This is a genomic window from Enterobacter sp. AC1 (assembly GCF_050434705.1).
Taxonomy (GTDB): Bacteria; Pseudomonadota; Gammaproteobacteria; order Enterobacterales; family Enterobacteriaceae; genus Enterobacter; species Enterobacter cloacae_L.
The window spans coordinates 79,225-99,020 of the sequence record NZ_JBNDIZ010000005.1 but is presented as its reverse complement, the minus strand read 5'-3'; the positions used below and the strand labels follow the sequence as shown (position 1 = coordinate 99,020).

Sequence of the window (19,796 nt, the reverse complement as noted above, 5' to 3'; positions counted from 1 at the left end):
ACCACTTTTGATGTGTGGTATGGCGAAAAGCTAAAAGGTGGATTACGCTCATATTGTAAGGTTAAGTCTATTATTATTCAGGATATATTTTGACACGCTTATAAACTTGCATGGAGATATTATAAAAACCCATACTCCCCGGCTCTGGAAATAATAAGCACCTCCCTGTGTTTATAAAAATTAATTAGGTTGCGTACCGTTTTATTAATTTAATGAGTTGACGTTGTTTAAGTGAGGAGAATATGTTTCTCAACTATTTCGCGCTGGGCGTATTGATTTTTGTATTTCTGGTTCTTTTTTACGGAATCATCGCCATTCATGACATCCCTTACAATATGGCCAAAAAGCGTAACCACCCGCATGCCGATGCGATTCATACGGCAGGGTGGATTAGCCTGTTTACGCTTCATGCCATCTGGCCGTTCCTGTGGATTTGGGCCACGCTGTATCGTGAAGACCGCGGCTGGGGCATGCAGAACCATATAACGAAGCCTGACGAGGTCCCGGGCATGGATGCGCTCGCCAAACGCGTGGCGGAACTCGAACAAAAGCTGGCGGCAGCACAGCCTGCTGCTGATAAGAACACGCTGGAGCGCTAATCATGGATCTGTTGATTATTTTGACCTATGTGGCATTTGCCTGGGTGATTTTTAAAATATTCCGTATTCCGGTAAACCAGTGGACGCTTGCCACCGCGACATTAGGCGGCGTGTTTATTGTTGCCGGGCTTATTCTGCTCATGAACTATAACCACCCGTATACCTTTACGGCGCAAAAAGCAGTTATTTCTATTCCGATTACGCCGCAGGTAACAGGTGTGGTCAGTGAAGTGACGGATAAAAATAACCAGCTCATTAAAAAAGGCGAAGTGTTATTTAAATTGGATCCAGGCCGCTACCAGGCGCGCGTTGACAGACTTCAGGCCGACCTGGTGACCGCGACGCACAACATCGATAATCTGAAAGCGCAGCTGGCGGAAGCCGTCGCCAATACCACGCGCGTCTCCGCCGAGCGCGATCGCCTGTACAAAGATTATCAGCGCTACCTGAAAGGCAGCCAGGCGAAGGTGAATCCGTTCTCTGAAAGCGATATCGACAACGCGCGGCAGAATTACCTGGCACAGGATGCGCTGGTGAAAGGCTCCGTTGCTGAACAAGTGCAGATTCAAAGCCAGTTAGACAGCATGGTGAACGGCGAGCAGTCGCAGATTGCCTCCCTGCGCGCCCAGCTTGCTGAAGCCAAATACAACCTGGATCAGACCGTGGTGCGTGCGCCCAGCAATGGCTATATCACCCAGGTGCTGATTCGTCCGGGGACCTATGCCGCCGCGCTGCCCCTGCGTCCGGTGATGGTCTTTATTCCAGAACAGAAGCGCCAGATCGTGGCCCAGTTCCGTCAGAACTCGCTGCTGCGCCTGAAGCCGGGCGATGAAGCGGAAGTGGTGTTTAACGCATTGCCGGGCCAGGTGTTCACTGGCAAGCTCACCAGCGTTCTGCCGGTGGTGCCAGGCGGGTCGTATCAGGCACAGGGTGCGCTGCAGGCACTGACGGTCGTGCCGGGTACGGATGGCGTACAGGCGCTGATTGAGCTGGAGCCTAACGCCGACGTCGATGCGCTGCCAGACGGTATTTACGCCCAGGTGGCCGTCTATTCGGACCATTTCGCCCACGTGTCGGTCATGCGTAAAGTGTTGCTGCGTATGACCAGCTGGATGCACTACCTCTATCTCGATCACTAATCCCTCCAGGGCAGGAATGCGACGCGTATACCTGCCCTTTTTTCATCGCTTGATCCATACTGACTTTTTTCCGGCATCAAGGATCAGGCAATGAAACTCATCGGTAGCTATACCAGTCCCTTCGTGCGAAAGATCTCGATTCTCCTGCTGGAGAAAGGGATTGAATTTGAATTTATCAATGAACAGCCTTATAACGCCGAAAACGGCGTCGCGCAGTACAACCCGCTGGGGAAAGTCCCGGCGCTGGTGACGGACGAGGGTGAATACTGGTTTGATTCCCCGATTATTGCGGAGTATATCGAGCTGCTGGACGTTGCCCCGGCAATGCTTCCGGCTGACCCAAAAGCGGCGCTGGCGGTGAAGCAAATTGAAGCCCTGGCCGATGGCATTATGGATGCGGCTCTCACCTCGGTGCGCGAACAGGCAAGGCCCGCCGCCCAGCAGTCAGAAAACGAGCTGCTGCGCCAGCGGGAAAAAATCAGCCGCAGCCTGGACCGGTGCGAACAGCTTATCCGGGACGGAAAGATCCACACCGACGACCTGAACCTGGCGACCATCGCCATCGCCTGCGCCATTGGCTATCTCAACTTCCGCCGCGTTTCCCCGGGCTGGTGCGTCGACCGTCCGCTGCTGGTGAAGCTTGCAGAGACGCTCTTTAGCCGCGAGAGCTTTGCCCGTACCGAACCGCCAAAGGCTTGATGCGGGTTATAACACTTCGCCGCGGGAGGCGGTACAATCTCTCCACATGTTAACTCCCTCTCCCGTCGGGAGGGGGGAAGATATTTACTCGCCAGGCGCTTTCATGACTACTCATCATTCGCTGTACAGCCAGATCCCCGCGACCGATCGTCTCCTTCGCGAGCCCCGCATTCATGCTGCCGTTGAGCGTTTCGGTCATACCGCGACGGTTGAGATGCTACGTCTGCTTCAGGACGAAGCTCGCCGCACTATTCAGTCAGAAAACGCCTTGCCCGACTGGTGTGCAGCCTGGGAGCAGGAAGTTGAACACCGGCTGGGTGAGAAAGCGCAAAGCGCGTTACGCCCGGTGATTAACCTGACGGGAACCGTCCTGCATACCAACCTGGGCCGCGCGCAGCAGGCGGAAGAGGCTATCGCGGCGGTCGGGCAGGCCATGCGCTCGCCTGTGACGCTGGAGTACGATCTGGACGGCGCCGGGCGCGGGCACCGCGATCGCGCGCTGGCGGAGCTGCTGTGCCAGCTGACCGGCGCGGAAGATGCCTGCATTGTAAATAACAACGCAGCGGCAGTGCTGCTGATGCTGGCGGCTACCGCCAGCGGCAAAGAGGTGGTGGTTTCCCGCGGCGAGCTGGTGGAGATTGGCGGGGCGTTTCGCATCCCGGACGTGATGCGCCAGGCGGGCTGTACGCTGCATGAAGTGGGTACCACCAATCGCACCCATGCGAAAGATTATCGCGCGGCGGTGAATGAAAATACCGCCCTGCTGATGAAGGTTCACACCAGCAATTACCATATTGAAGGCTTTACCAAAGCCGTTGACGAGGCGGAGCTGGCGGCGATGGGGCGCGAGCTGAATGTACCGGTGATTGCCGATCTCGGCAGCGGCTCGCTGGTCGACCTGAGCCAGTACGGTCTGCCAAAAGAGCCGATGCCGCAAGAGATGATTGCGGCGGGCGTCAGCCTGGTGAGCTTTTCCGGCGACAAACTGCTGGGTGGGCCGCAGGCCGGGATTATCGTGGGTAAACGCGAGCTGATTGCGACGCTGCAACAGCACCCGCTCAAGCGCGCCCTGCGCGCCGATAAAATGACCCTTGCCGCGCTGGACGCGACGCTGCGTATCTATCTGCATCCGGAGAAGCTGGCCGAGAGACTGCCCACGCTGCGTCTGTTAACCCGCGATGCCGCCTCGATTCGCGCCCAGGCTGAGTTACTGCTCCCGCGCGTAGCCCCGCATTACCCCGATTTTGACGTGCGCATTGAACCTTGCCAGTCGCAGATTGGCAGCGGTTCGCTGCCGGTGGACAGGCTGCCGAGCGAGGCGCTTACGTTCACCCCGCGCGACGGGCGCGGCAGCCGCCTTGATGCCCTGTCGTCGCGCTGGCGTGGTTTACCGACGCCGGTTATCGGGCGGATTTACGACGGCCGAATGTGGCTGGATCTGCGCTGCCTGGAAGATGAAGAGCGATTTCTGGAGATGTTGTTGAAATGATTATTGCCACTGCCGGTCACGTCGACCACGGAAAAACCACGTTGCTGCAGGCGATTACCGGCGTAAACGCCGACCGCCTGCCGGAAGAGAAAAAGCGCGGTATGACCATCGATCTGGGCTATGCCTACTGGCCCCAGCCCGATGGCCGCGTTCTGGGTTTTATTGATGTACCGGGGCATGAGAAGTTTCTGTCCAACATGCTGGCGGGTGTGGGCGGCATCGATCATGCCCTGCTGGTGGTGGCCTGTGATGATGGCGTCATGGCGCAAACCCGCGAGCATCTTGCGATCCTGCAGCTGACCGGCAACCCGCAGCTAACCGTGGCGCTGACCAAAGCCGATCGCGTGGACGACGCGCGCGTCAGCGAGGTGCGCGAAACGGTACTGGCAACCTTGCGGGAATATGGTTTTGCCGATGCAGCGCTTTTTGTCACCGTGGCGACAGAAGGGCGAGGTATCGACGAACTTCGCCATCATTTACAGCAGCTTTCATCACGTGACCACGCCAGCCATCACCGTTTCCGTCTGGCCATTGACCGGGCCTTTACCGTGAAAGGTTCGGGCCTGGTGGTCACCGGTACGGCGCTCAGCGGCGAAGTAAAGGTCGGCGATAGCTTATGGCTGACGGGCGTTAACAAACCGATGCGCGTGCGCGGCCTGCATGCGCAAAACCAGCCCGCGGAGCAGGCCCACGCCGGGCAGCGGATCGCGCTTAACATTGCCGGAGATGCGGAAAAAGAGCAGCTTAGCCGCGGCGACTGGCTGCTGGCCGATGCCCCACCCGAACCGTCTGAACGCGTCATTGTCTCCCTGCAGACGCACGCGCCGCTGACCCAGTGGCAGCCGCTGCATATCCACCACGCGGCCAGCCATATCACCGGGCGGGTGTCGCTGCTGGAGAACGACCTTGCCGAACTGGTTTTCGATTCGCCGCTCTGGCTGGCAGATAACGATCGTCTGGTACTGCGTGATATTTCCGCGCGCGAAACGCTGGCCGGAGCGCGGGTGGTGGTGCTTAACCCACCGCGGCGCGGCAAGCGTAAACCTGAATATCTGCAGTGGCTGGCGGCGCTGGCGCAGGCCAGCGATGATAACGCCGCGCTGCGGGTGCATCTTGAGCGCGGTGCGGTGAGTCTTAAGGATTTTGCATGGGCACGCCAGCTGAGCGAAGAAGGCTTACGTCAGCTGACCCAGCAGCCGGGCTTTATTCAGGCCGGCAACAGCCTGCTCAATGCCCCGGTTGCGGCAAACTGGCAGCGTAAAATACTGAACACGCTGGCAACCTACCATGAACAGCATCAGGATGAGCCTGGCCCGGGTCGTGAGCGTCTGCGGCGCATGGCGCTGCCGATGGAAGACGATGCGCTGGTGCTGCTGCTGATTGAAAACATGCGCGAAAGCGGGGCGATCAAAAGCCACCACGGCTGGCTGCATCTGCCGGATCACAAGGCCGGGTTCACCGCGGAGCAAGAGGCAGTATGGCAAAAAGTGGCCCCGCTGTTTGGCGATGAGCCGTGGTGGGTTCGCGATCTGGCTCGCGAAACGAACGCCGACGAGCAGGTAATGCGTCAGGTATTGCGCCATGCGGCGCAGCAGGGGCTGATAGTCGCGATCGTGAAAGATCGTTATTACCGTAACGATCGGATTGTTGCGTTTGCAAACCTGATCCGCGAGCTGGATCAGGCGCGGGGCTCTACCTGCGCCGCCGATTTCCGCGACCGGCTGAACGTGGGCCGCAAGCTGGCAATTCAGATCCTGGAGTATTTTAACCGCATCGGCTTTACCCGCCGTCGCGGTAACGATCATCTCCTGCGAGATTCGCTGTTATTTCCTGAAACTCCGTGACCCCCGTCGTAAACACCGTTACCGGCTGGCGAGAAAATCGCCAGCCGGAACTACCCTTGTTGTACACCAACAGCAAGGAGACGGTCATGACAAACAATCCTCCCTCATCGCGTATCCAGCCCGGCGAGTATGGTTTTCCCCTCAAGCTGAAGCCTCGTTATGACAACTTTATTGGCGGCGACTGGGTGGCACCCGTCGACGGCGAATACTATTCCAACCTGACCCCCGTTACCGGCCAGCCGCTGTGTGAGATAGCCAGCTCCGGCAAGCATGATATCGACCTGGCGCTGGATGCGGCGCACAAAGCGAAAGATAAATGGGCCCATACCTCCGTTCAGGACCGCGCGGCCATTTTGTTCAAAATTGCCGATCGGATGGAGCAAAATCTGGAGCTGCTGGCGACGGCAGAAACCTGGGATAACGGCAAGCCGATCCGGGAAACCATGGCGGCAGACGTGCCGCTGGCCATAGACCATTTCCGCTATTTCGCCTCGTGCATTCGCGCTCAGGAGGGCGGAATAAGTGAGGTAGACAGCGACACCGTGGCGTATCACTTCCATGAACCGCTGGGCGTCGTCGGGCAAATTATTCCGTGGAACTTCCCGCTGCTGATGGCGAGCTGGAAAATGGCGCCGGCGCTGACGGCTGGAAACTGTATTGTTCTGAAGCCGGCCCGTCTGACACCGCTCTCGGTTCTGCTGCTGATGGAAATCGTCGGCGATCTTCTGCCGCCGGGCGTGATTAACGTGGTGAACGGCGCGGGCGGTGAGATAGGCGAATATCTGGCCACCTCAAAGCGTATCGCCAAAGTGGCGTTTACCGGCTCGACGGAAGTGGGTCAGCAGATCATGCAGTACGCCACGCAGAACATCATCCCGGTGACGCTGGAGCTGGGGGGGAAATCCCCGAACATCTTCTTCGCGGACGTGATGGAAGAAGAAGATGCTTTCTTCGATAAAGCGCTGGAAGGGTTTGCGCTGTTTGCGTTTAACCAGGGCGAAGTCTGTACCTGCCCAAGCCGCGCGCTGGTGCAGGAGTCTATCTATGAGCGCTTTATGGAACGGGCCATTCGCCGCGTCGAATCTATCCGCAGCGGTAACCCGCTCGATAACGTCACGCAGATGGGCGCGCAGGTCTCGCACGGACAGCTGGAAACTATCCTCAACTACATCGATATCGGCAAGAAAGAGGGCGCGGATATTCTGACCGGCGGTCGCCGTAAAGTGCTCGGTGGCGATCTGCAGGAAGGGTACTACCTTGAGCCGACGATCCTGTTCGGTCAGAACAACATGCGCGTTTTCCAGGAGGAAATTTTCGGACCGGTGCTGGCCGTGACCACCTTCAAAACGATGGAGGAGGCGCTGGAAATTGCCAACGACACGCCGTATGGCCTGGGGGCGGGCGTCTGGAGCCGCAACGGTAATCTGGCCTATAAAATGGGCAGGGGCATACAGGCCGGGCGCGTCTGGACCAACTGTTACCACGCCTATCCGGCGCACGCGGCTTTTGGGGGGTATAAGCAGTCGGGCATCGGGCGTGAAACCCATAAGATGATGCTGGAGCATTACCAGCAGACGAAATGTCTGCTGGTCAGCTATTCCGATAAACCGCTGGGGCTGTTCTAATCGCCCAGCTCAGGCCGTCCATGGGCGGCCTGAGCAATTTGCTGGCGCAGGCAGTTGAGGACGCCATCCAGGACGTATTGCACGCGCCAGGGCTGATATTCGCGTTTGCGGAAGATGGCGGTCAGATCGAGCCACCACTCCTCCTGATGCGGAAAGCAGGGGACCAGCATGCCTTTTGTTAATTCTTTTTTCAGACTCTCTTTGGGCGCAAACACAATTCCGAGATTATTTCTTGCCAGCTCAAGGGCCGTCTGCGTATTGTCACAAATATAATTCCCGGTTACCCGGTAATCATGCACGTTATCACTGCCGTGCACGCGGAAGCGCCAGATGTTTGCCTCATCGACCAGCATGGAGTCAATAAGAATACAGGAGTGGTTAATTAAATCTTCAGGTCCTGCTAAGGGATGTTTATTTAAATATTCAACGGTTGCGAATGCCGTGACGGAATATTTTGTCAACACGCTGGCGACCAGGCTTTCGTCTTTCGGCTGCGCATAGGTAATTAGAATATCGCAGTCATCCGGAAAGGAAACACCTTCTGAAAATTCATTACGGTCCAGGTTGTAGGTTTTTAGGGAGATGCGAATGTCGCCGATGTCCTCAATCTGATGGATCACGTGGCGCGCAAGATAGGTCACGATCCCTGTTGGGGCGTATATCGTGACTTTACCGCGCTTCTCATGCTTATAATCAGCAATGAAATTAACGAGTTGAGTGTTCTTATCCAGCGTGGCATTCACGTAGGGGAGTAACGCTTCGCCAAACTGGGTAAGGGCCAGCTGGCGAGTGGTACGCTCGAAAACCTTGAGTCCAACCCGCGTTTCAAAATCAGACAGATATTTACTGACGTTGGCCTGCGCCATGCCCAGCAGGGCGGCAGCATCACCAATGCTGTGGGTTGCGGCGATGACGGAAATAATTTTTAACTCGCGTGGCTTTAGCTGTAATTTACTCATCATGCACACCCATCTATATGATTTTATATATAATATTATATAAACCGCAGCGTTGCATTGGCAAATTTGTAACCATTATTATTCGCCTCGCTTGTTTGGCATTTAAATGGATTACATGTAATGACTATTAAATACAATTTACTCATCGCTGCCACGTTATTTGCAACATCCTCTGCAATGGCCGGTGACTTTTCACTTGGAGCGGGGGCTGTATTTAATGAGTCTCCTTACAAAGGGTATAACGAAAATACCAGTGCAGTACCGTTAATTAGCTACGAAGGCGACAAATTCTATGTTCGCCAGACCACGGGCGGATGGATCCTGTGGAAAGACGCAAAAAATGAGTTCAGCCTGACCGCATCGTGGATGCCGCTGCATTTTGATCCTGATGATAATGACGACCATCAGATGAAGCAGCTGGACGAGCGCAAAGCGTCTGCCTTCATCGGCGGCGCCTACTACCGCCACGAAAGCTGGGGCTCTCTGAAAGTGGCCGTCTCTGGCGATGCGATGGATGAAAGCGGCGGCGTGATGGGCGAAGTATCGTACTTCCGTCCAATCAGGATGGAACGCCTGACCCTGACGCCATCGGTCGGGATTTTCTACAGCGACGAAAGCTATAACGACTACTACTACGGCGTATCCGGCAGCGAGTCTCGCCGCTCGGGTATGGATGAATACACCGCCGGCGACAGCTGGACGCCATACGTTGGCCTGGCCGCTAAATATCAGTTAACCCAGAAGCTGTATCTCAACGCCAGCGCGGTCTATACCGTATTACCTGACGACGTGAAGAACAGCCCGATGATCGACCGCGACGACAGCTTCGCGCTGATGACCGGCCTGACCTGGCGTTTCTGATGCAGTAAAGCCGGGTGGCGGCTTCGCCTTGCCCGGCCTGCGTATTTACTCCCTCTCCCGTGGGAGAGGGCTGGGGTGAGGGTATCAGGCCGCAGATAATCAGCTTTCATCCACCCAAATCCGCATTTCCCCTTCTCCCCGGTTTGCCCAACTGAACCAGGGAATAAAGGTCAGCGTCTGGGGCTGACGTTGTACCGGCGAGCGATCGTACTGCCACAGCGCATCCGTGTCCTTCACCTGACACCCCATCCCCTCTGCCTGAATCAGCATCTTGTGTGCGAATATCCCTTTCCCTTCAAAGACCCGAAACTTGCTGTCAGCGGGCAGGGAGAGGTTATGTAAGTTCGCACCGTTATCGGCCTCTTCCAGGCAGTAGACCAGTGGGCCGCGCTGGAGGGCGACTTTGCCTGCCTGCTGGCGGACCAGCGGGTTGCCATACACGCGGCGAACCGGCATTGGTAGCGTCAGCGTGACGACATCCCCTTCCTGCCAGGTACGGGTAAGGTAGAGATATCCCCGGGAGACTTCACCCGCAACGGCTTCACCGTTTAACGACATGCCAGGCGCCGCGCACCAGTCCGGCAGACGCAGGGCCAGCGTATGCGTGACGGGAACTGGCGAGGTAATTTCGATCTTTACCTCTTCCTGCCACGGATAATTGCCGCTAATTCGCAGCGCCAGGGTTTCGTCGCCAACCGGAATGGTGGCATCGTTGCCCACGTAGAGATTTATAAAAAGCGCATCCGGGCGAACGGTGTAAACGTAATGCCCCAGCGACGTCAGCACGCGCGCGATATTCGGCGGGCAGCAGGCGCAGCCAAACCAGCGCTGGCGGACGGGTTTTACGTGATCGTAGATATGGTTGAACGCCAGGGTTTTCGGATGTACCTCCAGCGGATTCACGTAGAAGAAGTGTTTTCCGTCCAGCGCCATACCGCCAAGCACCGTGTTGTATAGCGCGCGCTCCATCACGTCGGCATAGTGGCCATCGGCCTCCATCTCCAGCATCCGGCGGGCAAACATCATCAGACCGATGGAGGCGCAGCTTTCGGCATAGACCGTATCGTTGGGCAAATCATAATCGCTGCTGAAGGCTTCACCGCTGCTTTGCGACCCGATCCCGCCGGTAATATACAGCTGGCGCTGCGCCATATTTTTCCACAGCCGCAGACAGTCCTGTCGTTTACCCTCGTCATGGCTCAGGCGAGCCAGATGCGCCATGCCCGCCATCAGGTAGACAAAACGCACCGCGTGGCCGATAGCCGTTTGCTGTTCGGCAAGCGGCTGATGCGCCTGGCTGTAGGCTTTGTCTTTGACCATCCATGCCGTGCCATAGGTGTTCCAGTATGACGTTCTGCCGCGCTTCTCATATTCGATATCGTAGAAGTGTGGCTGCACGCCGCGTTGTTCAACGAAATATTTCACCAGCGTGAAATAGCGTGGCTCCTGCGTGACGTCGTAAAGCCGCATCAGCGCCAGCTCGATTTCCGGGTGGCCAGGATAGCCGTGAAGCTGGCTCTCACCGGGGCCAAACACGCTGTCGATATGGTCCGCCAGCCTGCACACCACCTCCAGCAGACGGCGTTTTCCGGTTCCCTGAAAATACGCCACGCCGGCCTCCATCATATGGCCGGCGCAGTACAGCTCGTGGCATTCGGCCAGATTGGTCCAGCGCTCGTTGGGGGCTTTTACCGTAAAATACGTGTTGAGATAGCCATCTTCACACTGCGCTGCGGCAATCAGTTCGATGACCTCGTCGGCGGTTTTTTCCAGTTCAGCATCCGGTTTCTGGCACAGCGACCACGCCACGGCTTCCAGCCATTTCGCGACGTCGCTGTCCTGAAACACCATACCGTAGAATTCGCCCTGCTCCTGGCCCGCCGCAATGCGGAAGTTGGTGATGGCGTGGCTGGGTTCGGCTTCCGTGACGCGATCGTTAAGCGCGTCCCACTGGTAGGGGATCACTACCTCTCGTACCAGTCGTTGATACTGCCCGAGAAACGGGTCGTTAATTTTCAGTTGATGCAGGTCGGCTTCCATTATGGACATAGCGTTCTCCTCAGGACGGTACGTGACGCAGGTGCAGGTCGGTGGCAATGCGCGACATCATGGGGTTAGTGAGTCTGCACCAGCGAATGGATACCGCCAGCAGCAGGTGGAAAAGGGCGGGCAGCAGCGTCTCCATGGCGGTGATGCCCTGCAGTGAAGCAGGCGTCTGGTTGCCCGCACCTGGCTGGTAGGCCACGGCGATAAATACCAGGCTGACGATCCCGGCGCTGGATGCCCACGCGAGCTTGATGAAAAACAGGTTAAAGGCGAAGTTCATGCCCGACGAGCGCACGCCGGTTTTCCACTCGCCGTAGTCGTCGGCAAACGCCATCAGCGAGAAGTGCAGCGGCAGGGTAAACCCGAGAATGACGCCGTTGCTTAAAATGACGATCAGCCACAGCGTCTGGTGGGCCGGGCCGCCGGGCAGAAACCACATTCCCAGCGCGAGCGCGGCGAGGGTCAGGTTGGTGTAATAGTAGAGTTTGACGGTATCAATGCGGCGAGAAAGAGGGTTTACGATTACCGCGCCCAGAATAGCTGCAAAGGTCACCATGGTGAAAAACAGCGAGGTATAGGCGGTGCTGCCCTGCAGCACGTAGGTGATAAAGTACATGTATCCGCCGCCGCGAATGTTAAACACGTTGATCAGCAGGAACGACATCACCAGCATCAGCAGCAGCTGATCGTTTTTACGCAGGCCGGCCAGATGCTCGCGTAGGGTAAATTTCCCCATCAGCGCCAGCGGAACGCGCTCACGTACCCAGAAAAAGCAGCAGAGGAACATCACCACGGCGATGGCGCACAGTACGCCTACACCCAGCTGATAGCCACGCGCGGCGTTGCCCTGGCCCAGCGTTGCGACCAGCCACGGCAGGCCGACGGAGACCAAAAAGCCTGCCACACCGCACAGCACAAAGCGCCATGACTGGCAGGAGATCACCTCGCTGTGGCGGGTCGTCATGGTGTTAATCAGCGCGCAGTAGGGCACGTTGATGGCGGTATAACCGACGGACAACAGCAGATAGGTTCCGAACGCCCAGGCGATTTTCACGCCCATGCTGGCTTCCGGTACGGTGAAGGTCAGCACGCCGATGACGCCGATGGGAAGCGCCACCCACAGCTGCCAGGGGCGAAAACGTCCCCAGCGGCTTTGTGTGCGGTCTGCAATCACGCCCATCACCGGATCGGAAATGGCATCGAACACGCGCAGGGCGATAAACAGCGTACCGACGAGCGCAGGCGTCAGACCAAAAATATCGGTATAGAAGAAGGTCAGAAAATTCATGATCAGGCAGGTAATCACCGTCCCGCCCGCATCGCCCAGGCCGTAGCCAATTTTTTCGCGGACGGACAAGCGGCTATCTGTTGCCTCTTGCGTCAGGTCTGATTCTGTAATCGGTGTGGAAGTCATCGGGTAACTCCTCGTTAAGCGAATTTATTATCGTCGTTGTGCAAGGTACGTATTTATTCTGCACCGAACGGAGAGGCCAACAAGGGAAGGGAAAAGTATAAAAAGGTGACGATTCCGACCTGATGATAAAAATGTGATTCCGATCGGACAGCCATTCGAATATTGATTAATAATCAATGTGTAAGTCGAATATCAGCGGCAATAAAAGCGGAATGGTGAATATCCATGCTTGAATTATCCATAGCGCTTCCGATTAAGGTCCAAAATGGTGGGTTATTTATCTCCCGGGGCGTGGGCCGCCATCCTGCGCGAAAATTAACATCATGGGAGATTATATTTGTCGAAAAAGGGACATTAACGATTCAGGAGGAACAGCGTATTTTTGAGGTTCACGCGGGAGAAAGTTTACTTCTCTGGCCGGGCCGTCGGCATGTCGGCGTGGAGGATTTCCCGGCTGACCTGCGCTTTTACTGGCTCCATTTCGAGGTTGAAACGCCAGATGCAACGTTACCCAATGCTGCCCCTCTGGCAATAGAACAGCACTGTCGCGTAAGGGATGCACAATATGTCATTGCGCTATTTCGGCAGTTTCTCAGCGAGCAGGAGAAATTACAGCGAAGCGTGGCGCTGGAGATGATTTTATTACTTATTTTGCAACAAGTATCCCATTCTTCAGGCTATGAGGACAGTGCAGATGAAGCCGGTGCGGCGATGGCGTGGAAGGCGAAGCAGCTTATTCGCACGCAGTTTCATTTACCGCTTTCTACGTCGCAGCTGGCAAAAGCGTTGCACTGCAATGCCGATTACCTCGGGCGCGTGTTTCGCCGGACTTTCCATTTAACCCTGACGGAGGCGATACATCGCCAGCGCGTCAGGGCCGCAGAAAAGCTGTTGCTGGATGGCTCTGCCTCGCTCACCGAAGTGGCAACCCGCTGCGGTTTTAATGATGTGGGCTATTTCCGGCAGATATTTTCAAAGCACACGGGCTTAACCCCCGCCGTCTGGAAACGGCGGTACTGTAAAGAGCATATTAATTCCGGATGATCACTGGCCGTAATAGGCATTCGCCCCGTGCTTGCGCAGATAATGCTTGTCGAGCAGCTCCTGCTGCATAACCGGTAGCTGTGGCGCGAGCTGGCGCGAGAACAGGCCCATGTACGCGCACTCTTCCAGCACGACGGCATTGTGTACCGCATCGGCGGCATCTTTACCCCAGGCGAACGGGCCGTGGGAGTGAACCAGAACTGCCGGGATTTGCATCGGACTGAGATCGCGCTCCTCGAAGGTTTTGATGATGACTTCACCCGTCTGGTATTCGTACTCCCCTGCAATCTCGGCCGTGGTCATCAGACGCGTGCAGGGAATTGGCCCGTAGAAATAGTCGGCGTGCGTAGTGCCCCACGCCGGTAAATCCAGCCCCGCCTGCGACCAGATGGTGGCGTGGCGGGAATGGGTGTGTACGATGCCGCCAATCTCCGGGTAACGGCGGTACAGCGCAAGGTGGGTCGGCGTGTCTGATGAGGGTTTCTTGCTGCCTTCGATCACCTCACCGGTGGCGATATTCACCACCACCATATCCTTTGCCGTCATCACCTCGTATTCCACGCCGGAGGGCTTGATGACCATCATGCCACTTTCCCGGTCGACCGCACTGACGTTGCCCCATGTAAACGTCACCAGCTGGTGGGCAGGCAGCGCCAGGTTTGCCGCCAGCACCTCGTCTTTGAGTTTTTCTAACATGCCATGCCTCCTTCCTGCATACGGGCTTCAATCCAGCGGCGCGCCTGGATAATCTCCAGCACCGGCTCTTTTGCTTTTTCAGTCCACATTTCAATCAGAAACGCGCCGCGATAGTTCAGCTTATTCAGCGTGTTAAACACGCCAACGAAATCGACGCAGCCTTCTCCAAACGGCACGTCGCGGAACTGGCCGGGGCTTTGTGCGGTGACGGGCTGGGTGTCTTTCAGGTGAATTGCCGCAATGCGGTCAATGCCCAGCGTCAGCTCGGCGGTGACGTCGTTGCCCCACGCGCTCAGGTTGCCGACGTCCGGGTAAACGCTGAACCACGGCGAGGCGAGCATGTCGTCCCACTTTTTCCATTTGCTGATGGAGTTCATAAACGCCGTGTCCATGATCTCCACCGCCAGCATCACCTGCGCGGCAGCGGCTTGCTCGACGGCCCACGCCAGCCCTTCGGCAAAGCGCTGCTGCGTGCCTTCGTCGTGCTCTTCGTAGTACACGTCATAACCCGCAAGCTGGATGGTGCGAATGCCTAAGTCACGCGCCAGCCTGATGGCTTTGGTCATGATCTCGCGGGCGCGTTGGCGCACGGTTTCATCCCGGCTGCCAAAGGGAAAACGGCGGTGGGCAGAAAGACACATCGACGGGATCGCCACGCCGGTCTCCAGCATCGCTTCAACCAGCGAAGCGCGCTGCGTGGTGTTCCACTCAAGGCGCGATAAGCGATCGTCGGTCTCGTCGACAGACATCTCAACAAAATCGAACCCGCAGCTTTTCGCCAGAACCAGGCGCTCGGGCCAGGAGAGATCTTTCGGCAGCGCTTTTTCGTAAATACCTAACGGATGTTGACGCATGGTTACGCTCCCCAGATGTCGCAGATTTGCGCGTGAAATGCTTGTGCCACCTGCGGTGGATTGGCGGCGCCTGCCAGCGCGCGTCCGGCAATGAAGGCTTTAACGTTGATCTGCTTAAACAGCGGCAGGTCGGCAGGGGTGATACCGCCGGTCACCGAGAGCTGCAAACCGATGTCGGAGAGCGCTTTCATTTTCGCGAGATCCGCTTCGCCCCACTGCTGACCGCTGGCCTGCGCGTCGCGCCCGCGGTGGTAGATAGCCTGCTTCACGCCGATGCGATGCCACGCGCGCGCGTCGTCCAGCGTCCAGTTGCCAAAGAGCTCCATCTGGATTTCCCCCCCGCAGCGCAGTGCGACCTCGTGGCCTCGTTCAACGGTGGCCAGCGGCGCGGCGCAGATGATGGTCATCCAGTTCGCGCCGGCGCCAAACGCCTGCTCAGCCAGCGTTTCTCCGGCATCGGCCACCTTCCAGTCCGCCACGACGATCTTATCCGGGCACTGCTCGCGCAGGGCGCGTACGGCGTTTAGCCCTTCGGTCAGGCACAAAATGGTGCCCGCTTCGACGATATCGACGTGATCTGAAAGCGTCGCGACATCGCGCTGCGCCGCTTGAAGCGAGGTGTGGTCGAGCGCCAGCTGCAGTAATGGTCGGCTCATAGGTCGTACTCCTTAATTCGGGCGTGGTAGCCCTGTAATGCTGAAATCAGTAACTGGTAGCGGTGATATTTGCGCTGGTAGGCCGCATGGGCGTGCATATCGGGCTCGATGACCCGAATGTCATGCTTAAGCGCGTGCTGTGCGGAGTGGAAGTCGGTGAAAACGCCGGTGCCAACCATCGCCGCCAGCGCCGCGCCGGAACAGCCCGTCTCTTCCACCTGCGGCAGTTCAATGGCCAGCCCGCTGACGTCGGCGAGCATTTGCATCCACACGTCAGAATGGGTTGGGCCACCCGTCACGCGCAGGGCATGAACGTGGGTAAAACGTTCAAGCATGCGGTTGAGGTGGGTCATATGGCTAAATACCACGCCCTCATACACCGCCTGAAGCAGGTGCGCGCGAGTATGCAGCGCCTGCATGCCGTAGAAGCCGCTGGTCATCTCCAGCCCGGCGTTGCTGCCGTAGAGGAACGGCAGGAAGAGCAGATCGCTTTCGGCTTTCGGCAGGCTGGCCACGGCGCGGTTGATTTCGCTGAACGGCATGTCCCCCCACTGCGCGGTCAGCCACTCCAGGTTGCCGGAAGAGGTGGGGCTGGCTTCGTGGACGATGTACTGCTGCGGGTGGACGTAACGGCCATACACATAGGGGAACGGCTCGTTATCGCGAAGCGCATTGGCGATCCCGCTGGTGACGGCCCAGGTGCCCATCACGGCATTCAGCGTATGTTCGTCGTGCAGTCCGGCACAGATCGCGGTGGAAACCACATCAAACAGTCCGCCAACGACGGGCGTACCCGCCGCGAGACCGGTAAGCGCGGCTGCCTGAGCGGTGATTTCCCCGCAAATTTCTGCTGAACCGACAATCGGTGACAGTGCGCCATCAATCTCGCTGATACCGAGCCAGCGCGTAAGCTGCGGGTCGTACTGGCCGGTATTCATGTTGTAGAGATTGGACTCGGAGATGTTGCTCTCTTCGCAGCCTTTCACGCCGGTCAGACACCAGCGCAGATAGTCGTGCGCCATCATCACGCAGCCAATGTGCTGATAACGCTGCGGCTCGTTCTCTTTGACCCAGCGCAGAAGTGAGGCCGGATGCCCGGTCCATAGCGTCTGGCGCGTATGCGGGTAGAGCTTTTCGGGGATACCGTCCTGCTGCCAGCGCTGCACAATGTCCAGTGCCCGGCGGTCAGAGGAGAGGATGGCGTTGCCCAGCGGTTGGTCCTGTTTATCGAGAAGAAACAGCCCTTTGCCCTGTGCAGAAATACCGACACCTTTGATCTGTTGTCCGTCTACCCCTGAATTTTTGAGCAGCAAGGCGACGGTCGCGTGGCAGTACTGCCATAGCTGATGCATATCCCGCTCGGCGTAGCCCGCTCGCGGGCTGAGCGTGGTAACGGAGCGGCGTTCGATACTGACTTCTTTGCCCTGGCTGTTGTATAAACCGGCTTTCAGATAAGTACCGCCACAATCGATACCCAGCCAGTAGGGCTCTTTTTCACTCATCTTCTTCTCGCTTATTCGCCGGGTGGCGCTGCGCTTACCCGGCCTACGGTTTGGTTTAGTGGGTTAGGCGAGGGCATCAGGCCGCACGCTTGTGTGGGGTCACCGTGGGGTTGGGCTCTGCGCCGGCATCGCATTTCGCCGGCAACAGCAGGGCCAGCAGAGACGCCAGCGCCAGAGAGACCGCCAGGCAGTAAACGCCCGCATCTTTGCTGTACAGGGTGATCAGCACGCCTACGGCATAAGGACCACAGAACCCACCGAGGTTCCCCAGGGCGTTGATCACGCCGCGCGCACCGCCCGCCATTTCGGCGCTGAACAGACGCGCCGGAATGGTCCAGAACACGCCCGCGGCGGACTGCAGGAAGAAACCGCAGCCCACCAGTGCGGCATAGGCCAGCCAGGTGTTTGCTTTCAGCGCCACGGAGAGGAACATGCAGAGCGCGAAGCCAATCAACGGCAGGGAGACAAACAGCTTGCGCTTGCCGGTGCGGTCAGAGAGCGTAGAGAACAGGAACATGCCCGCAATGGCGCCGATGTAAGGCAGAATGGCGAGCATCCCCACCTGGCCTATGCTGGTGTGCGTCAGCTCCTTCAGAATGGTGGGCAGCCAAAGGGTGTAACCGTAAATCCCGGTCTGATAGAAGAAGTTCAGGGCGATCAGCTGCCACATGGTTTTGTCAGACAGCACTGCGCTGAGCGAGGCATTTTTTACCTCTTTTCCGGCGATGGCCTGCTGTTCCGCCGCCAGCGTTTGCACCAGATAGTTTTTCTCGGCGTCTGAGATCCAGCGGGCTTCCTGCGGACGGTCGTAAACGGTGAACGCCCAGAGCACCAGCACCACAACGGACATCAGCCCTTCAATAATGAACAGCCAGCGCCAGTCGAGTGCGGTAATAATCCAGCCCGACAGCGGGGCGGTGATGATCCCGGCGATGGGCACAAACATGATCACGATGGCGTTGGCGCGACCGCGCTCGGCGTCCGGGAACCAGTTGCTGATCATCGTGAGCACAACGGGCAGCATCCCGCCTTCCGCCACGCCGAGCAAGAAGCGCAGCACCAGAAGCTGATACTGGTTAGTGACAAGCCCGGTCAGAACCGAGATCACCGCCCAGGCGACCAGCGACCAGCCGATAAACTTCTTGCCGCTGCCGTGCACGGCAATCTTGCCGCCGGGAACCTGCAGGAAAAGATAGCCAATAAAGAATATCCCACCCGCCAGGCCTGCCATCGTCGCGGTAATACCTAATTCCTCATCCATACCACCCGGCATCGCAAACGCGATATTCACGCGGTCCATATATGAAATAATGCAGGCGATAAGAATGGGAGGAATGATTCTTAGCCAGCGCTGACGCGGAATATCCGCATGTAGGGCTTGAGTAGACGTATTCATATTTAATCTCTCAGTGTAGGTAACCGGAATAAGATTTTTTTATTGTTATTGTGTTGCTTTTTTCATGGCGCTAATGCCGTCACGCAAAATAGCGATGCGGTGGCTGACGTCAGCATTAGCATTTATTTCAAGTAATTTAATACCGGAGAATTTCAATGTTGCGGCGCTCGCCGCAGTAAAGAGTGATTTTGCGTGTTCAGTGGACATCAAACTGTCAGTGCAGAACGAAGAAAACGGCGCGTGCAGATCCTGCCATTCTCCGTACTCGCCGCTGGTGGTGGTACCCGAAAACATCAAGGCCTCCAGTTTCCCGGCAGCGAGCGCGGCCTGAACATGTTCAAGCGGTAGGGTCGTATTACGGCCTTCAATGGCCGAGCGCGCCCAGTTGATACAGACGCTGATATCCGTTCCTTTCACCACCTCCAGCACCTGCTCCAGGGGTAAAAACCCCTTACGCGGTGCGGGTCCCGTCATGGCGTCGCAGTGTTCCAGCACCAGATCGCAGTTCCAGTCCCAGCCCGTGATTTCGCGGACCGAGCGAGAAAACGCCTCGGTAGCCTGCTCAACTGAAGCATTGCCCGCCTGCGGCGCGGCCTGCATCTCCAGAGCAATGACTTTCCCGGGAAAACGGGCGTTAACGGCAGCAATCTTCTGGCGCAGATGGCGGTAAAATTCGACGCAGGCTTTACGCTGATCTTCATCGGCGGAGGCCAGGCCAAACGCACCGTTTGTGCCGCGGCGGCGCATGGTTTCCATCACGGCGGTCACCACGATTTGCCATTCACCCGGCGTATGGCGGAACAGCCATTCATCCCCATAAGGATGGAGATGTTCAAGGCAGGGTTGTTCCAGCCCGCGAATGTGTGGCGTGTCAGAAAGTTCCCGCCAGAAGGTGTGTTCTTCTTGTTCCCCTTTCTGGTGAAACGAGGGTGCGCAGGGGTACGCACCAATAATAAAACCGGTGTTGGTCATT

17 protein-coding genes are annotated in these 19,796 nt (G+C 57.3%); 8 read left to right on the top strand and 9 right to left on the bottom strand.

The genetic code is table 11. The features are described from left to right. Nucleotides 1-242: 242 nt before the first annotated feature. The 6 genes from M2433_RS15360 (at nucleotide 243) to aldB (ending at nucleotide 7,395) form a co-directional block, all read left to right on the top strand. A complete protein-coding gene (locus M2433_RS15360; RefSeq protein WP_032644441.1) occupies nucleotides 243-599 on the top strand; it encodes a DUF3302 domain-containing protein in 357 nt (118 codons plus the stop codon). Between the two features lie 2 nt (nucleotides 600-601). Next, nucleotides 602-1,738 carry an HlyD family secretion protein gene (locus tag M2433_RS15355; RefSeq protein WP_059311830.1) on the top strand — a complete coding sequence of 379 codons (1,137 nt, stop codon included), beginning with the start codon at nucleotides 602-604 and terminating at the stop codon, nucleotides 1,736-1,738. 90 nt (nucleotides 1,739-1,828) lie between these two features. Further along, nucleotides 1,829-2,437, top strand: a complete 609-nt coding sequence (locus M2433_RS15350; protein WP_429055529.1) for a glutathione S-transferase — start codon at nucleotides 1,829-1,831, stop codon at nucleotides 2,435-2,437. Nucleotides 2,438-2,540: 103 nt separating this feature from the next. Continuing rightward, nucleotides 2,541-3,926 (top strand): L-seryl-tRNA(Sec) selenium transferase, encoded by a 1,386-nt coding sequence (selA, locus tag M2433_RS15345; RefSeq protein ID WP_429055531.1) that lies wholly within the window; start codon nucleotides 2,541-2,543, stop codon nucleotides 3,924-3,926. Then, entirely contained in the window at nucleotides 3,923-5,770 is a 1,848-nt protein-coding gene (selB, locus tag M2433_RS15340) for a selenocysteine-specific translation elongation factor (protein ID WP_429055533.1), read from the top strand. The genes selA and selB overlap by 4 nt, the downstream gene beginning before the upstream one ends. Before the next feature lie 86 nt (nucleotides 5,771-5,856). Next, on the top strand, nucleotides 5,857-7,395 hold the full coding sequence (gene aldB / locus M2433_RS15335; RefSeq protein WP_429055535.1) for an aldehyde dehydrogenase AldB: 1,539 nt from the start codon (nucleotides 5,857-5,859) through the stop codon (nucleotides 7,393-7,395). Here the strand turns inward: aldB and M2433_RS15330 are convergent. After that, entirely contained in the window at nucleotides 7,392-8,357 is a 966-nt protein-coding gene (locus M2433_RS15330) for a LysR family transcriptional regulator (RefSeq protein ID WP_429055538.1), read from the bottom strand. The genes aldB and M2433_RS15330 overlap by 4 nt on opposite strands. 117 nt (nucleotides 8,358-8,474) lie before the next feature. On the opposite strand from M2433_RS15330, the gene M2433_RS15325 reads away from it, so the two are divergent. Next, entirely contained in the window at nucleotides 8,475-9,215 is a 741-nt protein-coding gene (locus M2433_RS15325; RefSeq protein ID WP_429055540.1) for a MipA/OmpV family protein, read from the top strand. A 99-nt stretch (nucleotides 9,216-9,314) separates the two neighbouring features. On the opposite strand, the gene M2433_RS15320 is transcribed toward M2433_RS15325, so the two are convergent. Next, entirely contained in the window at nucleotides 9,315-11,264 is a 1,950-nt protein-coding gene (locus M2433_RS15320) for a glycoside hydrolase family 127 protein (RefSeq protein WP_429055543.1), read from the bottom strand. A 10-nt stretch (nucleotides 11,265-11,274) separates the two neighbouring features. Beyond that, nucleotides 11,275-12,675 carry an MFS transporter gene (locus M2433_RS15315; RefSeq protein WP_429055546.1) on the bottom strand — a complete coding sequence of 467 codons (1,401 nt, stop codon included), beginning with the start codon at nucleotides 12,673-12,675 and terminating at the stop codon, nucleotides 11,275-11,277. Nucleotides 12,676-12,900: 225 nt separating this feature from the next. Here M2433_RS15315 and M2433_RS15310 point away from each other — a divergent pair, with 225 nt between their 5' ends. Then, nucleotides 12,901-13,719: a helix-turn-helix domain-containing protein gene (locus M2433_RS15310; protein WP_010436715.1), complete on the top strand. Its 819-nt coding sequence runs from the start codon at nucleotides 12,901-12,903 to the stop codon at nucleotides 13,717-13,719. On the opposite strand, the gene araD is transcribed toward M2433_RS15310, so the two are convergent. The 6 genes from araD to M2433_RS15280 all read right to left on the bottom strand — a co-directional run bounded on the left by araD (nucleotide 13,720) and on the right by M2433_RS15280 (nucleotide 19,795). Beyond that, nucleotides 13,720-14,415: an L-ribulose-5-phosphate 4-epimerase gene (araD, locus tag M2433_RS15305; protein WP_429055548.1), complete on the bottom strand. Its 696-nt coding sequence runs from the start codon at nucleotides 14,413-14,415 to the stop codon at nucleotides 13,720-13,722. Beyond that, nucleotides 14,409-15,269 carry an L-ribulose-5-phosphate 3-epimerase gene (locus M2433_RS15300; protein ID WP_429055551.1) on the bottom strand — a complete coding sequence of 287 codons (861 nt, stop codon included), beginning with the start codon at nucleotides 15,267-15,269 and terminating at the stop codon, nucleotides 14,409-14,411. Before M2433_RS15300 ends, araD begins: the two co-directional genes overlap by 7 nt. A 2-nt stretch (nucleotides 15,270-15,271) precedes the next feature. Next, a complete protein-coding gene (gene ulaD, locus M2433_RS15295) occupies nucleotides 15,272-15,925 on the bottom strand; it encodes a 3-keto-L-gulonate-6-phosphate decarboxylase UlaD (RefSeq protein WP_429055553.1) in 654 nt (217 codons plus the stop codon). Then, nucleotides 15,922-17,427, bottom strand: a complete 1,506-nt coding sequence (locus M2433_RS15290) for an FGGY-family carbohydrate kinase (protein ID WP_429055556.1) — start codon at nucleotides 17,425-17,427, stop codon at nucleotides 15,922-15,924. The genes ulaD and M2433_RS15290 overlap by 4 nt, the downstream gene beginning before the upstream one ends. A 76-nt stretch (nucleotides 17,428-17,503) precedes the next feature. Beyond that, nucleotides 17,504-18,823, bottom strand: coding sequence for an MFS transporter (locus M2433_RS15285; protein ID WP_047347614.1), 1,320 nt, complete (start codon nucleotides 18,821-18,823; stop codon nucleotides 17,504-17,506). A 45-nt stretch (nucleotides 18,824-18,868) separates the two neighbouring features. Then, complete coding sequence (locus tag M2433_RS15280) at nucleotides 18,869-19,795, bottom strand: DUF4862 family protein (protein ID WP_429055558.1); 927 nt, start codon at nucleotides 19,793-19,795, stop codon at nucleotides 18,869-18,871. Between the last annotated feature and the right edge of the window lies 1 nt (nucleotide 19,796).

Excerpts from the sequence above, each read along its gene's own strand:
- M2433_RS15360 (WP_032644441.1), top strand. The coding sequence starts at position 243 with ATGTTTCTCAACTATTTCGCGCTGGGCGTATTGATTTTTGTATTTCTG.
- M2433_RS15355 (WP_059311830.1), top strand. The coding sequence starts at position 602 with ATGGATCTGTTGATTATTTTGACCTATGTGGCATTTGCCTGGGTGATT.
- M2433_RS15350 (WP_429055529.1), top strand. The coding sequence starts at position 1,829 with ATGAAACTCATCGGTAGCTATACCAGTCCCTTCGTGCGAAAGATCTCG.
- selA (WP_429055531.1), top strand. The coding sequence starts at position 2,541 with ATGACTACTCATCATTCGCTGTACAGCCAGATCCCCGCGACCGATCGT.
- selB (WP_429055533.1), top strand. The coding sequence starts at position 3,923 with ATGATTATTGCCACTGCCGGTCACGTCGACCACGGAAAAACCACGTTG.
- aldB (WP_429055535.1), top strand. The coding sequence starts at position 5,857 with ATGACAAACAATCCTCCCTCATCGCGTATCCAGCCCGGCGAGTATGGT.
- M2433_RS15330 (WP_429055538.1), bottom strand. The coding sequence starts at position 8,357 with ATGATGAGTAAATTACAGCTAAAGCCACGCGAGTTAAAAATTATTTCC.
- M2433_RS15325 (WP_429055540.1), top strand. The coding sequence starts at position 8,475 with ATGACTATTAAATACAATTTACTCATCGCTGCCACGTTATTTGCAACA.
- M2433_RS15320 (WP_429055543.1), bottom strand. The coding sequence starts at position 11,264 with ATGTCCATAATGGAAGCCGACCTGCATCAACTGAAAATTAACGACCCG.
- M2433_RS15315 (WP_429055546.1), bottom strand. The coding sequence starts at position 12,675 with ATGACTTCCACACCGATTACAGAATCAGACCTGACGCAAGAGGCAACA.
- M2433_RS15310 (WP_010436715.1), top strand. The coding sequence starts at position 12,901 with ATGCTTGAATTATCCATAGCGCTTCCGATTAAGGTCCAAAATGGTGGG.
- araD (WP_429055548.1), bottom strand. The coding sequence starts at position 14,415 with ATGTTAGAAAAACTCAAAGACGAGGTGCTGGCGGCAAACCTGGCGCTG.
- M2433_RS15300 (WP_429055551.1), bottom strand. The coding sequence starts at position 15,269 with ATGCGTCAACATCCGTTAGGTATTTACGAAAAAGCGCTGCCGAAAGAT.
- ulaD (WP_429055553.1), bottom strand. The coding sequence starts at position 15,925 with ATGAGCCGACCATTACTGCAGCTGGCGCTCGACCACACCTCGCTTCAA.
- M2433_RS15290 (WP_429055556.1), bottom strand. The coding sequence starts at position 17,427 with ATGAGTGAAAAAGAGCCCTACTGGCTGGGTATCGATTGTGGCGGTACT.
- M2433_RS15285 (WP_047347614.1), bottom strand. The coding sequence starts at position 18,823 with ATGAATACGTCTACTCAAGCCCTACATGCGGATATTCCGCGTCAGCGC.
- M2433_RS15280 (WP_429055558.1), bottom strand. The coding sequence starts at position 19,795 with ATGACCAACACCGGTTTTATTATTGGTGCGTACCCCTGCGCACCCTCG.